General features: G+C 39.9%; 13 protein-coding genes and 1 CRISPR repeat array. Of the genes, 6 read left to right on the top strand and 7 right to left on the bottom strand.

Translation table 11 applies throughout. From position 1 onward, the window contains the following. Positions 1-167: 167 nt before the first annotated feature. Both MUCPA_RS11985 and MUCPA_RS11990 read right to left on the bottom strand, forming a co-directional pair. Positions 168-1,067: an IS3 family transposase gene (locus tag MUCPA_RS11985; RefSeq protein ID WP_157544057.1), complete on the bottom strand. Its 900-nt coding sequence runs from the start codon at positions 1,065-1,067 to the stop codon at positions 168-170. Further along, entirely contained in the window at positions 989-1,510 is a 522-nt protein-coding gene (locus MUCPA_RS11990) for a helix-turn-helix domain-containing protein (RefSeq protein WP_008503751.1), read from the bottom strand. The genes MUCPA_RS11985 and MUCPA_RS11990 overlap by 79 nt, the downstream gene beginning before the upstream one ends. A gap of 159 nt (positions 1,511-1,669) precedes the next feature. Between MUCPA_RS11990 and MUCPA_RS11995 the strand changes: the two genes are divergently transcribed. Next, positions 1,670-2,851, top strand: a complete 1,182-nt coding sequence (locus MUCPA_RS11995; RefSeq protein WP_157543883.1) for a hypothetical protein — start codon at positions 1,670-1,672, stop codon at positions 2,849-2,851. Positions 2,852-3,335: 484 nt separating this feature from the next. Here the strand turns inward: MUCPA_RS11995 and MUCPA_RS12005 are convergent, their stop codons facing one another. The 4 genes from MUCPA_RS12005 to cas9 all read right to left on the bottom strand — a co-directional run bounded on the left by MUCPA_RS12005 (position 3,336) and on the right by cas9 (position 13,685). Then, positions 3,336-4,577, bottom strand: coding sequence for a tyrosine-type recombinase/integrase (locus MUCPA_RS12005; RefSeq protein WP_008506646.1), 1,242 nt, complete (start codon positions 4,575-4,577; stop codon positions 3,336-3,338). 448 nt (positions 4,578-5,025) lie between these two features. After that, positions 5,026-7,723: a CRISPR direct-repeat array (repeat unit 46 nt; unit sequence GTTGTGATTTGCTTTCAATCTTTAAACAACTGATATTTGGAACAAT). Between the two features lie 90 nt (positions 7,724-7,813). Further along, on the bottom strand, positions 7,814-8,143 hold the full coding sequence (gene cas2 / locus MUCPA_RS12015) for a CRISPR-associated endonuclease Cas2 (protein ID WP_008506647.1): 330 nt from the start codon (positions 8,141-8,143) through the stop codon (positions 7,814-7,816). 14 nt (positions 8,144-8,157) lie between these two features. Next, positions 8,158-9,171, bottom strand: a complete 1,014-nt coding sequence (cas1, locus tag MUCPA_RS12020; RefSeq protein ID WP_008506648.1) for a type II CRISPR-associated endonuclease Cas1 — start codon at positions 9,169-9,171, stop codon at positions 8,158-8,160. Positions 9,172-9,263: 92 nt separating this feature from the next. Next, complete coding sequence (gene cas9 / locus MUCPA_RS12025) at positions 9,264-13,685, bottom strand: type II CRISPR RNA-guided endonuclease Cas9 (RefSeq protein WP_008506649.1); 4,422 nt, start codon at positions 13,683-13,685, stop codon at positions 9,264-9,266. 396 nt (positions 13,686-14,081) lie between these two features. Here cas9 and MUCPA_RS12030 point away from each other — a divergent pair, with 396 nt between their 5' ends. Both MUCPA_RS12030 and MUCPA_RS12035 read left to right on the top strand, forming a co-directional pair. After that, positions 14,082-15,188 carry a hypothetical protein gene (locus MUCPA_RS12030; protein ID WP_008506650.1) on the top strand — a complete coding sequence of 369 codons (1,107 nt, stop codon included), beginning with the start codon at positions 14,082-14,084 and terminating at the stop codon, positions 15,186-15,188. 99 nt (positions 15,189-15,287) lie between these two features. After that, a complete protein-coding gene (locus MUCPA_RS12035; protein WP_008506651.1) occupies positions 15,288-15,638 on the top strand; it encodes a helix-turn-helix domain-containing protein in 351 nt (116 codons plus the stop codon). Here the strand turns inward: MUCPA_RS12035 and MUCPA_RS12040 are convergent. Further along, positions 15,625-16,083 carry a hypothetical protein gene (locus MUCPA_RS12040; RefSeq protein ID WP_157543884.1) on the bottom strand — a complete coding sequence of 153 codons (459 nt, stop codon included), beginning with the start codon at positions 16,081-16,083 and terminating at the stop codon, positions 15,625-15,627. The two genes, MUCPA_RS12035 and MUCPA_RS12040, sit on opposite strands and share 14 nt — an antisense overlap. 226 nt (positions 16,084-16,309) lie before the next feature. On the opposite strand from MUCPA_RS12040, the gene MUCPA_RS12050 reads away from it, so the two are divergent. Genes MUCPA_RS12050 through MUCPA_RS12060 form a run of 3 tightly spaced genes read left to right on the top strand, consistent with a single transcriptional unit; the run spans position 16,310 to position 18,111 of the window. Then, a complete protein-coding gene (locus MUCPA_RS12050) occupies positions 16,310-16,723 on the top strand; it encodes a plasmid mobilization protein (RefSeq protein ID WP_008506654.1) in 414 nt (137 codons plus the stop codon). Further along, positions 16,720-17,610, top strand: coding sequence for a relaxase/mobilization nuclease domain-containing protein (locus tag MUCPA_RS12055; protein ID WP_008506656.1), 891 nt, complete (start codon positions 16,720-16,722; stop codon positions 17,608-17,610). The genes MUCPA_RS12050 and MUCPA_RS12055 overlap by 4 nt, the downstream gene beginning before the upstream one ends. 51 nt (positions 17,611-17,661) lie before the next feature. After that, entirely contained in the window at positions 17,662-18,111 is a 450-nt protein-coding gene (locus MUCPA_RS12060; RefSeq protein WP_008506658.1) for a hypothetical protein, read from the top strand. The last annotated feature ends 68 nt before the right edge of the window (positions 18,112-18,179 follow it).

The following is an 18,179-nucleotide window of genomic DNA, read 5'->3' on the forward strand; positions in this document are numbered from 1 at the left end:
ATCCAGTTCCTATGCAAGGAAATGCAAGCTATTTCCAGGTGCCAAAACAACGTTTCCCCAATACGTGAAAACCGTTAGGTTAAAATGATATAGGTTGAGCAGTTTTGTAAAATAAGAGGCCGCTCAAACAATTGGTGTGACCCCAAAAAGTTGGACAGTTTACAAAATTAAGTTTTTTGTACGAGAGCTCGGTATTCCACCGGGCTCTTTCCATTTAACCTGTTTTTTATTCTTTCATTGTTATAGTAATGAATGTATTCTTTTAACGAAGTTATAAATTCTTCCGCAGTTTCAAAGCTCTGTTTGTACAGTAATTCTGTCTTTAAGATCCCAAAGAAGCTTTCGGCCAAGGCATTATCCAAGCAGTTTCCCTTTCTGGACATGCTTTGAATAATTCCATGTTTTTCCAAAGCCTTTCTATATCCATAATGTTGATATTGCCACCCTTGGTCAGAGTGAAAAATAAGTCCCCTTATATCTTTCACTTTATCAAAAGCCTCATATAACATTTCATCTATCATCTGCATATTTGGAGATTTTGAAATACTATAAGAAATGACTTCCCCGTTGAACATGTCAATTATAGGAGATAAATAGATCTTCTCCCCTTTAATGTTCATCTGAGTGACATCCGTAGCCCATTTCTGATTAGGCAGATTTGCCTCAAAATCCCTTTCAAGTACATTAGGGGCAATTTTACCAACCTCACCTTTGTATGAGCGATAACTTACTTTCCTGATATTGCATTTTAGGCCTAATGTTCCCATCAATTTTTGGACAGTCTTGTGATTTATGCTATAACCCCGGTTCTTCATTTCGGCGGTGACCCGCCGATAACCATATCTGCCTTTATGCAAGTGGTATATACTTGCGATCTCTTCTTTTTCATGCTTGTATTTATCATCATTTAGGCGCTTGCGATGATAATAAAATACAGAACGAGCCATCTGTTTGCAATCCAATAGAATTGAAACATCATGTTCGGGCCTTAGTTCTTCGATGGCTTTTGCCCACTCATGCGTTCGCGGGCTTCTTTTTCCTTGACTAAGGCCGTGACTTTTTTTAATAGTGCGTTCTCCGCCCGCAAACGGCTATTTTCCGCCTGGAGCTTCTCTACTTCTGTTTCAGGTTCAAGCTTCTTTGATCTTCCCATGCATTTAGGTGGTCGTCCAGGATTCTTTTGCTGGTATAGTACTGCATATCCCTCAACCCGTACTGATCTTACCCAGCGCTCTAAAGCAGTCTTGCTTAATCTATATTCCAGAACAACCTGATTTAAAGGTACTTTTTTTTCTATGACAAGCCTTACAACTTCTTCTTTGAAATCAGGCGTGGGCTTGACGTTAGGTTGTTTGAGCAGCCCACTTTCGCCATAAAGATCATATTTCCGAACCCATTCCAATATCATGCCTTCACGGATATGGCGTTCGCGGGATATCCGTAGAATCGGCTTTCCCTTTCTTACTTGAGAAACTACATCAAGTTTCTCTTCAAATGTGTGCTTTGACATAAATAATAAACCCCAAAAGTTTTTGTCTAACTTTTGGGGTTCACTTCAATTCCGACCGACCTGTTCTTTTATCCGATACCTTTAACACAGCCCGGTCAGCTTTTGACCCGCGATGAGTTGTATAAGCATTATGAGCCACCTAAAGGGCGCAAAGTTTACATGGGTAATCAAGATGAGTTTCTAAGTTTTGAGAGCGGTATAGCTACGGTAAAACTGAAATTAAACGATGATTCAATATACTATTTGTATCTCCATGTTGAAAAAGAGGAATTGCATATTGGCTGTACGTGTGGGATGCCGGACGAAAAACTTTGTTTTCACGCTTTTATTGGCCTGTTTAATCTAACCTGGCTAAGCCAGACCTTTGATTGTCAGAAATTGTATTGGCCGAATTTCTATAACGATGAAACCAGCCGAAAATTCCTTGACATACATGTATCGAGCCAACATATTAACGTAGAAGCTAAACCAGCTTATGGTAGTTTTTATCGCAGCCTAATCGGGTTCGGCAAATCAAGCTTCCCTAAATTACAAGAGCAAATCGATAAAACACTTTCAACAAAAGCAGGAGAGAGTTTCGTGTATGCTTATGCTTTATGTTTTGCACCTGACATTTACCGTGATCGCCACTGCCCATTACTTATTCCATTTCATGGCAAGACCGACAGGAGCGGTTTAAAATTAGTTGCCTTTTCAAATTTTTGTCTTCCTGATAAAGAACCAAACCCAAGCGGAGATCACCCATCCCAACAACAATTAAATGAGATAAGCAAAACCATGTATGATATTATACGCCCTCTTACTTATAAAAATGAATATCGGGACTGGCGGGTTTGGAACGAGGCGAAAGCAACCATATTTACCCTATGGCAGAAAGCTTTACCATTGCTTGTCGATTTCCCTTACAACCACATATATCTTTTATACTGGCTTAGGTATTTAAGAGAAAAGCCAACTAAATTTTTCATGCAAGGTTGTAGATACAGTTTGGAACAGCCCTCGCTGTCATTCATGTTAACTTTTCACAAAGACCGTTTTAATCTTTCAGTAGAGGTGATTATTGGTAGCCAAGTGATTGCAGTAGAACATAAACCGCATTTTTTCATTCATGATGAGCAGACAGGCAATTGTTATATGATGAACAATATTCAGGATGATAGTTTGCTTAACTGGATGCTGGATAACAAAAATATAATTACAGTTTTAAAGGAGGATTTCGCAGAATTTAACGAGGATTTTTTAAAGGTTCTTACTAAATGCTATCCAGTGTTTTTTGCAAATAAAACAGGGAATAGGACGGCCTATGATTATAATCTTTTAAAAACACGATTAAGCTTGTGAGAAAAGAAAGTAGCTGCGGCAAGCGGCTCCATACTTCTGCCGCCAGCCTCGCTACAAGGCAAACCGCAATTGCCGTTTGCAAGATAAGCAAGTTGGTTAGCCATTCATTCACCAGTACAGCAAAGGTAGCCCACGCCGGGATAAAACGTCAAGGCTACACAAGCGGGCAATTGTGTTTTGTTTTTCAGTGGCTTGCCCGGCCTTGACATTTTACCCGGCTACGCGCTGTTGGTTGCTCAACTGGTAAGAATGGAATGCCGTGTGCCTGACTTGCAGGGCGGGAATGTCCGCTTATAGAGCCATATCCAGTGGTTATGCTTTTGGGGTAAAGTCCCCACCGATGTTTGCGGCTTGCGTCAGTTTTATATTTGGCGACGAATTAACGGACGGGTCACATTGAAAACTGGAAATTATAGCCCTGTTCTTAAGCACAACAAGGCTATAGTAAATATTTATTTAGTTATAAGGCTAAGGCTTAAAGCCATTATGCGAAATCCATCAATTTGTCTGCGATCTCTTGTTTAACATCATCTTCGAAACCAGCCCAATAATTTTGTGTAGTGGACAGGCTATGATGGCCTAAGCTTTCCTGTATCAACTCCATTTTAGCACCGTTGCGGATAGCAGTTGTTGTAAAAGTGTGGCGGGCATAATAGGTAGAGATGTCCGTATCTAATCCCAGGTCTTTTGCCAGCTTCTGTATGTGTTGGTTAACAAAACGAATAAAATTTTGGTTAACCCGCATTTTTTCTTTCTCGTCCATCGATTTATCAAGGATCGGGAACACATAATTATCCGGCAAGGCAGGTTTAGTGCCATAACGTTCAATCATGGCCTTGATTGTTTCCGTTAGGGGTACAATAATGGGTTTAGGTTTATCTTTTGTAGTATGCAGCGTTTTATGGCGTAAAAACGAAAAGGATTTTTTATTAATGTCCTTATATTTTAATTCAGTAATATCTCTAAAATTCATCCCGTTACATTGGTAGCTAAAAAACCAAAAATCTCTGGCCTTTTCCTTAAAACTGCCCGGTTCCAGCTTGGCGGTGTACAGGGTTTTTAATTCTGACTTATCCAAAGCCTTTTTGATATTTTGTCCGGTCGGTATCTTGTATTTTTTGAAAGGGTAAATATCAGCTGCGATATTTCCTTCTTCAATCGCCTTATTAAAGATTGCACGAAGCGGGCGGAGGTAAATGCCTACTGTTGTTTTTGATTTTTCTTCAGCCAACATCCATTTTTCATAGCGGTTTAAAAAATCAATCGTAATATTGGTAAAGGGCAAATTCGTTGCTGCTTTCTTATCTTTTCCTGCAAAGGCCAGTAGGGACTTTAAACTCAAATGGTAGTTAGAAGCCGTACCGCTGCGTTCGTTGCGGTTCAGTTCATTGATATAGGAATGATAATGTGGTACTACATCGGTAGCGCTGGCAGGAGCGCCGAACATCTCCCGTTCAAATTTGGCCAATACAAATACGCCATCCATTTTCGTGATGATATTATTGGCCTTAACTACAATGGCATCCAATGCGATTTTAAGCTCCTTAAAAGCTTTCTTTGGCTTGGCAGCCAAATAAGACTCATTGAATTGCTCTCCTGTTAAATATCGGTTTGTATGGTAATGCCTTATGTCCGTTCGGGATATATACAACCTTAATTTAACCGGGGCTTTTTCACCTGTTTCAATCTTCCGTTCGTCCAGGTATAAATTTACTTTAACAGCCATATTGATTATTTTAGAGTAAATGCTAATTTTGTCTCACACACTTTTTTAATTATATGCTAATTTAAGTAATAAACGCATAAAATGCAAATTATTGTCTCACACATTTCTCACACAAATGAACAAAAAACAACAAAAAATCGATTAAAATTGATAAATCAATATTTCATATATATCTTATAATCAAGTATATATAAAAATTACAAAACAACGATAAGGATGACCCTACGACTGTTAATCAGAGGGTCGCTGGTTCGAGCCCAGCCTCAGGAGCCTGAAAATCAATGATTTAACCCCACTCTGGCGAGTGGGGTTTTTTATTTGCAGAAAATTTGCAGAATAACTTCGCAAAATATCCATCACTCTTGTTTTGCGGTAATTTGTCATTAAGTCTGATTACACACATTTGGAGTGCTACAGACGCCAAATATGCACCTTTCCATGCCAGAATTTAGAGTTTTGCTTTCAATCTTTGAACAACTGATATTTGGAACAACGGCGACAAACCGGCCCCGGCAAGTGTTGCTGTTGTGATTTGCTTTCAATCTTTAAACAACTGATATTTGGAACAATAAAATGTGATCATGAAACTGCGGGTATCCAGTTGTGATTTGCTTTCAATCTTTAAACAACTGATATTTGGAACAATATTGATTTATGATTGACCTTAACAAAATTGGTTGTGATTTGCTTTCAATCTTTAAACAACTGATATTTGGAACAATTCCCATTCACGTTGGTATTCTTCAACATCAGTTGTGATTTGCTTTCAATCTTTAAACAACTGATATTTGGAACAATTGTAAAAGTCTTAATCTCAGATACCCATGGTTGTGATTTGCTTTCAATCTTTAAACAACTGATATTTGGAACAATAAGGAACAATTTATACATCAGCATACCGATGTTGTGATTTGCTTTCAATCTTTAAACAACTGATATTTGGAACAATGCGACTGCTACGACTTCGTGATTAAGTATTGTTGTGATTTGCTTTCAATCTTTAAACAACTGATATTTGGAACAATTGTAATTTTCGCTGAACATCAAGACGAATAGTTGTGATTTGCTTTCAATCTTTAAACAACTGATATTTGGAACAATAACTACACTGCTTTTTTTCACCCCCTGATAGTTGTGATTTGCTTTCAATCTTTAAACAACTGATATTTGGAACAATCGAATTTATTTTTAACCAACAGATTAACTGTTGTGATTTGCTTTCAATCTTTAAACAACTGATATTTGGAACAATTAAATGGATTGCTATCCTTGCCATCATCCCGTTGTGATTTGCTTTCAATCTTTAAACAACTGATATTTGGAACAATGGATGAAATCCTGGGATCACTGTCGGCCCTGTTGTGATTTGCTTTCAATCTTTAAACAACTGATATTTGGAACAATAGCAAAGAGTTGCCGCCGAATTAGAAGCTGTTGTGATTTGCTTTCAATCTTTAAACAACTGATATTTGGAACAATGTACTGACGCCGGGCGCAAAAAAGATGAGCGTTGTGATTTGCTTTCAATCTTTAAACAACTGATATTTGGAACAATATATTGCGTTTCGTGAAAATATACCGCCTGGTTGTGATTTGCTTTCAATCTTTAAACAACTGATATTTGGAACAATTTGTTTGAGCATTACAATATAAGGCCATTGTTGTGATTTGCTTTCAATCTTTAAACAACTGATATTTGGAACAATAGACGGTTATGGACGTACTTGCCAGGATCAGTTGTGATTTGCTTTCAATCTTTAAACAACTGATATTTGGAACAATGGGATTTCAATCTGGAAACTTGCGTTAGGGGTTGTGATTTGCTTTCAATCTTTAAACAACTGATATTTGGAACAATCGATACAGAACCCGCCTTTGTTAAGGTAGGTTGTGATTTGCTTTCAATCTTTAAACAACTGATATTTGGAACAATAAGCAAAATGACAGAGCGGCAACCTCTTTAGTTGTGATTTGCTTTCAATCTTTAAACAACTGATATTTGGAACAATACCGTATAGAGCGCGAAAGGCTTGCAGCAGTTGTGATTTGCTTTCAATCTTTAAACAACTGATATTTGGAACAATGCCGAATGATTATTGCCCATGCCATGTGTTGTTGTGATTTGCTTTCAATCTTTAAACAACTGATATTTGGAACAATCATGTAGGGTTACTGCATACGGCCACGACGTTGTGATTTGCTTTCAATCTTTAAACAACTGATATTTGGAACAATGATTTTAGTTATACCAACTACTGGCACTCCGTTGTGATTTGCTTTCAATCTTTAAACAACTGATATTTGGAACAATGTCAGCCGCGGTGGATATGGGCGCTGCCTTGTTGTGATTTGCTTTCAATCTTTAAACAACTGATATTTGGAACAATTCAATCTTTCGCTTCGTGGTATACCGGGGGTTGTGATTTGCTTTCAATCTTTAAACAACTGATATTTGGAACAATAAAGTGGCGAAGTTCAGCTTAGGGATATTAGTTGTGATTTGCTTTCAATCTTTAAACAACTGATATTTGGAACAATCCATGTTAGGCGCTTCGTTAGGTGCATGGGGTTGTGATTTGCTTTCAATCTTTAAACAACTGATATTTGGAACAATTCTTACTATCAACCGGGGCAGTCAACCCTTGTTGTGATTTGCTTTCAATCTTTAAACAACTGATATTTGGAACAATATACGGTGATATGGGATAGAAGCTCGCAATGTTGTGATTTGCTTTCAATCTTTAAACAACTGATATTTGGAACAATCAGTATGATTACAGTGCTGCCAGTTGAGCCGTTGTGATTTGCTTTCAATCTTTAAACAACTGATATTTGGAACAATATAACTCCCGGTGCCTTAACGACGAGAACCGTTGTGATTTGCTTTCAATCTTTAAACAACTGATATTTGGAACAATCAGTCCAGAGTTTCCTTGCTGCGCACAGCAGTTGTGATTTGCTTTCAATCTTTAAACAACTGATATTTGGAACAATTTGAACAAAAACTACAAGATGCTACCGACCGTTGTGATTTGCTTTCAATCTTTAAACAACTGATATTTGGAACAATCGCTGAGACGCTGTTTCGCCATGTACTGCTGTTGTGATTTGCTTTCAATCTTTAAACAACTGATATTTGGAACAATATACCATGGTTCAAAACGTTAAATATCAGTTGTTTATGTTTAAATTTAGAATTAAAAAATCCGGTTGCTCAGGCTTCCGGATTTAAAATTCTAAAACAATTCCAATTGCTGTGGGGTGTCTGGAAGCTCCTTCTCTTCCTTACCATAGAACAATTCCATCATTCCGAACTGCTTATCGGTAATGGTCATGATACCGACGTGACCTTTAGGTGGGAGTATTTTCTTCACACGTTTGATGTGTACATCAGCGTTTTCACGACTGCTGCAATGCCGCAGGTAGATGGAGAATTGGAACATACCAAATCCATCCTTCATAATATCCTTACGAAACCTACTGTAGATTTGCCGGTCTTTTTTTGTTTCTGTCGGCAGGTCAAAAAATACTAATATCCACAAAATCCGGTATTCATTTAAACGCATTCATCAACGGTTAGCTATTCTTCATCGCCAATATTGTATTCAATAGTATTTTCTGTATCCTCATCATTGAAATTTTCGTCCGGCTTAGGGATTATGGCCCTTTTAGGATTAAAATTCTTCATGATAGGGTAGTTTATTTTCCTGTTTTTTCCTTCGTAACACCTGGCTAAAGAAGCAGTAGTGCTTTGCACACCAACCATTAACGGACTCCTATTCCTTTCAAATTGTACGTCAACGGTGGCAATGCCTAATAACTGAGATTTTATAGAATTGCCTAACTCTAAAAAATTCTCGCCATTATCGATGATCTTTAGAACGATCAAATCAACATAGGGGCGGTAAGGCTCCATAATGTCATCAGCCAAGCAATAGGCGTTATATTTATTCCTGTGATGTATACCTAATGTAGGTATCAGGCCGGAACATACCAGCCCGCGCGCTACAATAGCCCGTAATATGGCATAACCATAATTCAGTAAATTGTTTGGCGGGTCACCCTCACGGCCACGAAAGAATTCCACTTTTTTAGGGAATACATTCTTCCAGTAATAAGCGGCGGCACGTCCTTCGTAGTTATCCGGATCGCCTGAACGTACAGACTTAGCCCAGTGAAGCATATTATCGTGGGGAATACCACGATCTGCCAAAACCGCCGCTTGGTTTAATATTTTGGCTTGGATAGTTTGTTGCCAAAGCTGCTTCTTAAGTGGCTGTGAAGCATCGATTTGGTACCTGAAGCGCTCGCTTTGCGTATCATGTCCGTCAATTGGTAGCATCATGCCGGTGGGGTGATGTGTATGATCGCAGGTGATGATCGCGGAATTGTTGTATAATAATGCTGCAATGCAGCCATGGGTGATGGTGATCTGCTGGTGATCCAGTACAACAATTCCTATATCTTCAATAGGTACCGACTTTTTACTTTCCTTTTCCCCTAAAATTTTAAGGTGAGGAAGATCAATTACCAACTGGCTTTCCTTTAAGCTCAGGTAAGCCGGATTACTGAAGTGAAGCGTTCGTTTTATCATGTTGCCCCATTTAATTGTGATAAGATCAGGTTTTAATTATAACTATCGAATAGGTCAATCCATTGGCCTAACCGGGATAAATTTGTTGCTTATTAAGTTTTTTTACTAGCTCCATACTGATTTCCCAGGAATGTTTCAGCGATACTACCGAGCCTGTCTATATTTAATTTGACGCACACATCTGTAATTTTTAATCTATCATCTGTCATCGTTGTTTGCAATTTATTCTGACTTTCCAACTCACCAATTTTAGTTTTAGCATCGTAATTTTTAATTAAGTAAGCGATGTCCTGCCGAATAAAATAACACTCAACGCCGCTGGCCTTTTCAACCTTATAGATTCTCTTTCTCTGCGCTGTATTTAAACGTTTGATGTTAACCGATGCCAAATTATCTTCCAGCTCTTCTGAAGTTGGAACATATACCATATCATTTGGAGAAAGATGGAATAATAGTTTTCCGCCTTTGGCATCCTCTGTTGGGACGGAATGCAAACCCAGTTTCTGTCTTTCAATCACAATGTTTAGTGGAATGGTTTCATAATTTCGTTTGCCTTTATTATCATCCTGGTATACAGCAAAGAAAAGATTGGTTCCTTTTGCAGCTTCCACAAATTTGGTTTTCTTGTTACCTGACTCTCCTAAAGAGAATCGGCTACCGATCTCAAAAACACGAACTTTATGGATAGGTTGGTGTTTCTTGCCGTCGTTGTACCTTTCAATATGTTGATTCATATCTTCAATACCCTCCGGTGAAAAGGCTAATTCAACCTTGTTTTCTTTACTATGCAAGTAATTTTTCAATATCTTTTGAATACCGGTATCGGTAATTGTCTCTATTCTTTTTAGATCAAAGGTGACATCTAAACTTTTTCTTATGGCTGTAATGAATTTATCTTTAGGTAGTTTAACATTTTGCAAATGAACCTTTCCGTAGACAAAATCTTTATGCATGGGTTTTCTGATTGCCCAGCTATCGCCCTTGCTTTGTTTTATCTTCTCTTTTAGGGGGTTACCATCTTTCCCTAATCGCAACGCGCCATTTTCATCATTATAGCTTTCAGAATAATTGGTTGCTCTGTTAATTACCCGGAGATTTTGTTTAAAGCTGACTATAATGCTTTCCAGGCTGTTTTTGGCATCTACGGTAAAGGTTTCCCAGGGTTTCAGAAAAATAGTAGGCACTTCTTTTTCTATTCTTTTCCCGGTTTTCGGATCGTTATAGGCAACCTTTTCAAATTTTCTGAGTTTTCGGTTCAAGTCAAAGCGTTTATCTGATTTAGCATGTTCATTATTCAGTAAGTTAATATGTTCTCTTGTTGAAGCGGCGATAACCAGGGCATCCAAAGCGTGATGCCTATGGTCTATTCTTTTCTTTTGAAATCCTTTTGAAAACTCCAACGGAACAATTGGTAAAAACTTCTGATTATTTTCGTTCCAGGCAGTAAATACAGCAGAATCCGTTATCTTGTTCATCCGTTCGAAACGTGGTAGTATTAATTCATTCCAAATATCATTCATTCCCCAATCTTGTTTCAGCCTTGAAGTGATTTTGCCATTGCCCGGTAATACGTTTTTAGAGTTGAAACCATCATCATTGCTTTCGCTACGGACAATATTAGATAATGCGGAGATAATAAACTTACTGATATATCGGGTATCATTCAGTTGCCTTTCTATCATTTTATCCGGGATTTCTTCCAGCATCAGCTTGTTTCTTTTACTGATGTTTTTAGTGTAATTCCCCTTTACAAATTCGTTGTAGCTTTCTACGTCGAGGATTTTTGCGGTTTTTCCCATGCCCAGTTTCACAATAGTTCCGCTATGGTTTTTAATGAACTCCAAACCGAGCTGCTTGTCTTTGAGCTGGTTCACTGCGGATTCGCAAATTATTTTATTACTAAAACTATCGTCAAAAAACCTGCTCTGTGGTATGATATGCTCTATTTCATAATCAGCAGTGAACAATCGGTTTAAAGGGATGATCTGCCCGGTGTAGGGAGAGCGGTATTTTTGTTCCAGCCATAATTTATAGCGTTTTAGCTCGGTATTTGTAGGTTGAGCCATTTTGCTGATTTTTAAAATATCATCCTCAATTTCGATGTCAGAATTCAATACGCCATCTTCAAAAATCTTCAGTGCTTCTTGTTGCATCGGAGAGTACGGCCTTACATTTTCGACATTTCCATCATTCAGCAATTCAGACAATAGTACTTTAATTCGTAAGTTGGTATTTTCATTGTCTGTAACTAAAGAGGTTAGCCGTTTCCTTTCATCCCCGGTGTTTTTCATTTCCCTGGCTAATTCGATGTGGATTTCACTAAAAAAGTCTTTTGCGCCCTGCCCATATTGCAGCCAAATATCTTTTACTACCCGAAGAGTTTCGGTTATCACCTGTTCTACAATCGGGTTTCTTAATGAATGTTGCCTGAACTCTGCAAGATAATCTTCTAAGTCTGCTACGGTATGCCACTTATCTAAATTATCAGCTTCAGAATGGCGGCCGTAAACCACATAACTGGCCAGCCAAAGTTGCAAGCCTTGAAAGTGATCTTCTTCTGTAAGGTGAATAGCCTTGTCACGAACCCTGCTCTTGATGGCTTCATCAAATTCTCCAGTCAGGATTTTTTCTATTCTTTCCTGTGTTTTCTTATCAATGTTCTCCCAACTCCAATATTTCCCCAAACGGATTAACGGCAATAATTTTTTTATCGCTTTTTCAGAGAATGATCCATATTCACTTTTGAATGGCGGGAATTTTTTGAAGTTTTCGACGAACGAATGTGTGTCTAAATTGTGCTTTTCGGCGAAGGTCTTCAGCGCTTTTTCATAATCAGCTTTATCATTAACAGAATATATAATGTGCCATAATTTGATTTCCGTTTCAGCAGTCAAGAAATCTTCAGGCGTGTTTTCTACTTTCGCTAATCTTGTACGAATCTGAGTGCCTGTTTCATTACAAGGATAAATTTTATCTTCCACGAAATTCCAGCGATATTTGGCAACTACTGAGGATAGGGGCTTTCCTTTTAAACCCGTTTGTTCAACCAAAAACTTGATTAGGATATCTTGCCTGATCTCTTTTTTGTTGTTTAAAAAGTCAAACAGATCCTGATATCCGTCAATATTCTTTATCAACTCATCCGTAACATTTGTATCATCTTCTTTTTGGTATATGCCCAGGTTGTAGATCCATTGCCAAAGGCGAAACTCCTGGAACAAAGGATGTGATTTTGGAATAGCTTTCAAATAATCCGTTTGGTCAGTACCATTTTCATTTTTGTACTTTCTAAATTCCAACGTACAATTGCTGATGGAAGATTTCTGGCTTCGCAACGGTCGCTGATAAAAAATAATGTCGTCTATAAATAAATGTACAAAGTCCTTTTTGCTTAAGATCGTTTGATGTGCCTGATTATTGCGATACAATTCTCTTACACAATTAATATATAAATGCTCATCATTCAATTCGGGATGGAACTTTTGCTGGTTTTTAAGAATCATCTTTAATTCATCTTTATAAAACTCACGCTCAATGGTGCGGACTAATTTTCCTTTAATTTTTTGCTTCGGATCTTGCAGTAAGTTTTCGTAGATATAAGTACCGACCGTTTTATGGGAGCGGTTAATTTCCTGTTCTGTTTTCTTTTTTACTAAAGTCCAGTCATCTTCTACCGGTGCTCTGAAACTTCTTTTTTCCAGCCCTTCCTTGTCGGTTTTAATACTTCCGTCATCATTTAGATCTGTAGTAACGATAAAATCACGCTGTTTACCCTTCCAATCGTATAAAGGCGTTTTGCTGGATCTTCGATAGATCCATCCATTTTCCAATATTAACGAATACCAGGTTTCTGCCTTGCCCTTTTGACTTTCGTCGGCAATCACCTCAACAATTTTAAGCGAATGAAAAGCGACCATTTTATTGGGATTTTCCTCTTCCTCTTCACCACGTAATTGATAATATCCCCGTTTTTGATTGAAATTTAAGATCAACCAGGCGAGTTCTTCCTTTTCAATTTTTTCGGTTAAGGCTTTTTTTCGCAAGTAATAAATTGTCCAATCAAAAGGAACTTTCTTGCCATCTGCTAACAGCAGTGGCTGGTGTTGATTAAAATCGGATAACATCGCTTCAAACGATTTTTTGAAGATGAAGTTTTTGTTGTCATAAACCAGTTTAGGTTCAGTTTCATTAACAAGTTTCCCTAGACGTTTCTTGAAGTCAATTTGATCGGCGTAATGCTTTGGTAAAAAGCCCAGCACATTTAAAACCCGATGCAGGCGTTCCCTACGTAACAAATGCCGCTCACGAAGTCTTCGTACACTTCTGAATTTTGTTCGGTCTGCTGTTTGAGAAATAGAATTGCCCTTGCCAAATTCATCTTTGATGTCCTGGCTCATCGGAATGATGCGGCTACCCGTACCAAGTATGTTGCCGTTTTTTTGATCTGTATCCTTTTCAATTAAGGCCCAACCAATTGAATTTGTACCAAGATCCAGACCTAAAATATTCTTCATAGTTGTAATTCTTCTCGTTCCATAAATCTAAAAAGAAAAAACATCAAACAAATACGGTTTCCCGTATTTTAAATAGGCCGAAAACTATTACATTTGAAATTGAAAGCAAATCACAATAAGGATTATTCCGTTGTGAAAACATTTAAGCCGCCTCGCCTTACAATGCGGGGCTTTTTTTTGATATTTTAATTACTAAACAAACTCAAGGAAGATATTGATTGAAAACCCGATTACTATCACTCAATTTGTCTACCGTCACTTAGTTTATTGTATAGTTTCAGGTATTTCTCATAGCGAACGGATACCTGAATGGAATTTTCACTCTATAGAACAACATGGGTCTCTTTGCCTTTAGGCTATAATTCCTTAAATTTACTTATTAAAATCTGCCTGGCTATGCAGCATCTTAAAGAGTTTCTAACCCGCATCCAGACATTCGACCTGCGTGTGATTGAGGACGATATTCACATGGAATGGGGTACGAATGAAAAAAAGCATGTTAAGGTCTACGACCTGAGCCACCAGACCCAATACTATGATAGTTTTTCTTACCGTAGTGAACTAAGGGTATTGAAAGATATGGCCTTTATAGACCTGATGACTTTAGATAAAGAGCGTATCCAGCTCCAACTGGCCGAATTGGCCAAAGTTCGCGAACGCTTTAAGGATTTTTGGCGAAGTTACCATGATCACTATTCCGAGATGACAAAAGCTTATAGCCGCTCCTTTGTTTTTTCCGTCAGGCTGGAATATTTATTTGTTGTCAATGGCTTGCAACCTGCCAGCGCAGAGATAGAAATTAGCGGCAAGTTCGCAGAAGACCTGGGCGAATCTGTCAAGTTGCGGGAAAAATTCCTGATGGAGCTGATCTATGCCACGGAAACCGCATTGAAGCCGAAGAGGTCTGAAGCTGAATTTAAAGAATGGCTGAATGCAAAAAGGGAAAAACACGAAGTGGCAAAGAATGAAGAACCTGTTCAGCCGGATACCATTACCAAATCGGAAATAGAAAATGAGGAATCAGAAATTGGAAACGGTGCAGAAGTCTTCGATCAAGCGGAAATAAACGAAGAACAGGCAATAGCGGCAAAAGTAGTTGGCTACTATCCAACCTTTAAACCTGGTGCAGCGGAACAACTGTTTGACCTATTTAAAGTGTATTTTATTCCCGAAGAACATCCCGCGCTGGAAAAACTATTATTAAATGACGAGGCTCCCGCCAGTCCTTTGCTGTTTCGTGGTTCAGCAACCCAACTATCCGATGCCTTTAAGCAACTCTATGATGCCAACCTGATCGTAGGCTGCCGGAAAATTGACCTAGAAAAATGGATAGCTCCAAAGTTTACCTACCTATCCCCACAATCTGAACCCAGGGAATTACCGGAGGGTTATTTACATAGCCTGATCTCAGAAAAAACCCGTCCTTGCAAATCCCCCATTCTAAAAATTGAACACAAGGAAGATAAATTTTTCATCCTTCCCACTCCCCGCAGCAAAAAATAGCAAAAAAATGAGGGGGTAAGCGCGGGGTTACTGCTTAGCCCCTTGTAACCCAGCAAAACAAGCCCCTACCATTGCAGCATTAAACAAAATTAATGCGCAATGAAAGACACGCTCACCTTTGACCAGTTACCCGAGGCGGTAACACAAATACAGATCAAACTCGACAACATCGAGCAGCTTTTAATTAGTCAGCAGGAACAATCACCTGAGCAAGAAGAATTGATGCCCATCACTAAGGCCGCCGAATTTTTAGACCTGGCCGTCCCGACCGTTTACAGTAAAGTATGTCGTAAAGAAATTCCGGTGAATAAGCGCGGGAAGCGTCTGTATTTCTACCGTTCGGAACTCACCGAATGGATCAAGTCAGGCCGGAAGAAAACAGCAGATGAGATCAGGGAAGATGCAGTACAGCATCTGGCAACCAACAATAAAAAAGCTAAAGCATTTTAAGGCCGATGGAGCGCATTAAATCCCGGAAGCCCATCAATTGCCATGCTATTGAATGGATGTCCTTAAAGCCTGTTATAAGCCCGTCAAAAAGCCAGTGGCTTTTTGACGGTAGCCCTGTACGTGCACCCTGATAGTGTGGTGTATAAAATGCAATACCGATGGAGGCACCACCGATGGGACACCCGCAGGTGGATGTGAAAATATAGCGTGATATAAAATAGCTGGATATGTAAATATAAAATAACCGGTTAGCATGTACCGGGTGATTGTGTAACCAGCTATTTAATAACTCCAATGCACACCGATGCCGCACCAGGGGGTGCCGCATCAAAAGCCCGGCACCCGCAAGCGGGTGCAAAACAGTACCGGCGGCAAGCCGCCGGAGCAAACGGGCGGCACCTTTGGTGCCACCGTTTTGAACAGTACGGTGATCGCTTGCGATCACCGTAGAACCGCGAAAGCGGCAAGCCGCTTTTGGCGGGGCAGCACCCAAAGGTGCTGCATCAACAGCCCCGGAGTATCGCCACAGCGATACAGCCGGGTAGCGGAACAGGCCCTTGGCCTGTCAGCGGAGCCAGCTATGTTTCGGCCATGCCGAAACTTGCTGGCCCCCGCTCATGCTATCGCATTCGGGGGGATTTTTTTGAAGATTTTTTAACGAATTAAAGCTTATGGAAGGTGCTGTTAAAAAGACAATAACTACAAAACACCCAGCCCAGGTGGGCCGGGTGAATAAAGGTGGCAGGCCGAGTGTGCCGCATAAGCGGCGGGCTGCCGTGAGCGTGATGTGCACACTCATCGAGAAAAAGATCATTGAAGCCAACGCGAAGCGCGTCGGCATGAACCCGTCGGTTTTCCTGCGGAACCTGGGATTGAATACGCGAATCGAGGTTAAGGTCAAGACCCTGCCGAAGCCGGTTTTGGAAATGCGGGGTACGCTCAATCACATCGCTGCAAACCTCAATCAGATCGCAAGGAAGCGCAACCGGGGCGACGACCTGAATGCAATTGAAAGAGCTTTGCTCGACCAGGATGTACGAAGCCTGCGGAGCTTAGTTAAGAACATTAACGCCTATGTATCATGATCGGGAAAGTTGGCACAGGTAAAAGTTTTCGGGGCGTACTGCATTATCTTTTTGAGGGCAGGCGGCAGGAAAGTAAAGAGCTGCAAATGCAGGAACTGGAAAAGAAGCAGGTGGAAGTGATCGCTTATAATCAATGCTTCGGCACCCGCCTGGAGCTGGTGCGGGAGATGATCGAAGTTGCCAAGTTAAACCCAGATCAATCCAAGCCGGTATTTCACTTTTCCTTAAGCTTCGCCCACCGCGATGCCGGGAAGTTGGGCTTGCAGGATAAGATCGACATGGTGGAAAAACTGGCCGAAAAGTTCGATTTTAAAGATCACCAGTATGTGGTTGTAGCGCACAAGGACACAAACCACGAGCACATGCATGTGGTCGCCAACCGGATTGGCTTTGACGGCAAGACCGCCAGTGACAGCAACAGCTACAAGCATATGGCCGAGTTCGCCCGGAAGGTAGAAATGGAATACAAATTAGAACGGGTGTTAAGCCCGAATAAGTTCTTAAAACCAGAGCAAAGGGTCGCGCAAAGCCAGCGGGTTGATAACCGTAAAGAAACCTTGAAAAAGCACCTGCAAACAGCCATCAAGCAAAGTACCAATGTGCAGCAGGTCAAAAAGTACATAGAGCAGCGGGGCTACGAAGTAGAGTTGGGCCGGGGTATCGCTTTTACCGATGCGCAACACGTCCGCTTTAAAGGCAGCCAGTTGGGCTATGCCCTGATGGATATTGAAAAGAAGCTGAAACAGGAACAGCTTTTACAGCGGCAGCAGGAACAAAACACGCTGGCGCAATTATTAAGACAGCAGCAGGAGGATTTAAAGAAACAGCAAGAGCGGGAAAAGGAACAAGAGCAGGTACATCGGTATAGCCAAGGCATAGGCCGTTAAGCTATGCTTAATTGAACTGAACAGAATTATGAACTAATTAAAAATGACATCATGAAACCAAACGAAGAAACCCCAATGGATGAAACAACATTAAAAGACGTACTGAGTGATCATGTACAGGAATTGAAGGACATTAACGATTTTATTAAAAAGCACCAAAGCCAAGTAGAGCAGAAAGACAAATTATTGTTAGAGAAAGAAAAACTGACCCAGGCTTTATTGAGCAATTTTGAAGCGAAATTTAAAAGCATTATTATACAAGCCCCCAAGCCTGATTTGTCGGAAGTCAATGCTACGTTGGATAGAAGGCTGACCAATATTAACCAAACTATTGAAAAGAGGCCAATCCCGATTACCCGGCAGCTTCGGCTAACGTTATTTCCTGAACAGATCAGGAGTGTAGAATATGTCAAGGCGGTATTGACCAGGGTAATTTGGTGTATACTGACATTGGTATTTATGATCTTTGTTTATCTGTTGACGGACAAGCACATGAAGTGAAATGGTAATAGGTCCGATAGCTCAATATGCCAAACGGCGGATTATCCCGCTGTTTGGCATATTAATAA

Source organism: Mucilaginibacter paludis DSM 18603 (assembly GCF_000166195.2).
GTDB classification, from domain to species: Bacteria; Bacteroidota; Bacteroidia; order Sphingobacteriales; family Sphingobacteriaceae; genus Mucilaginibacter; species Mucilaginibacter paludis.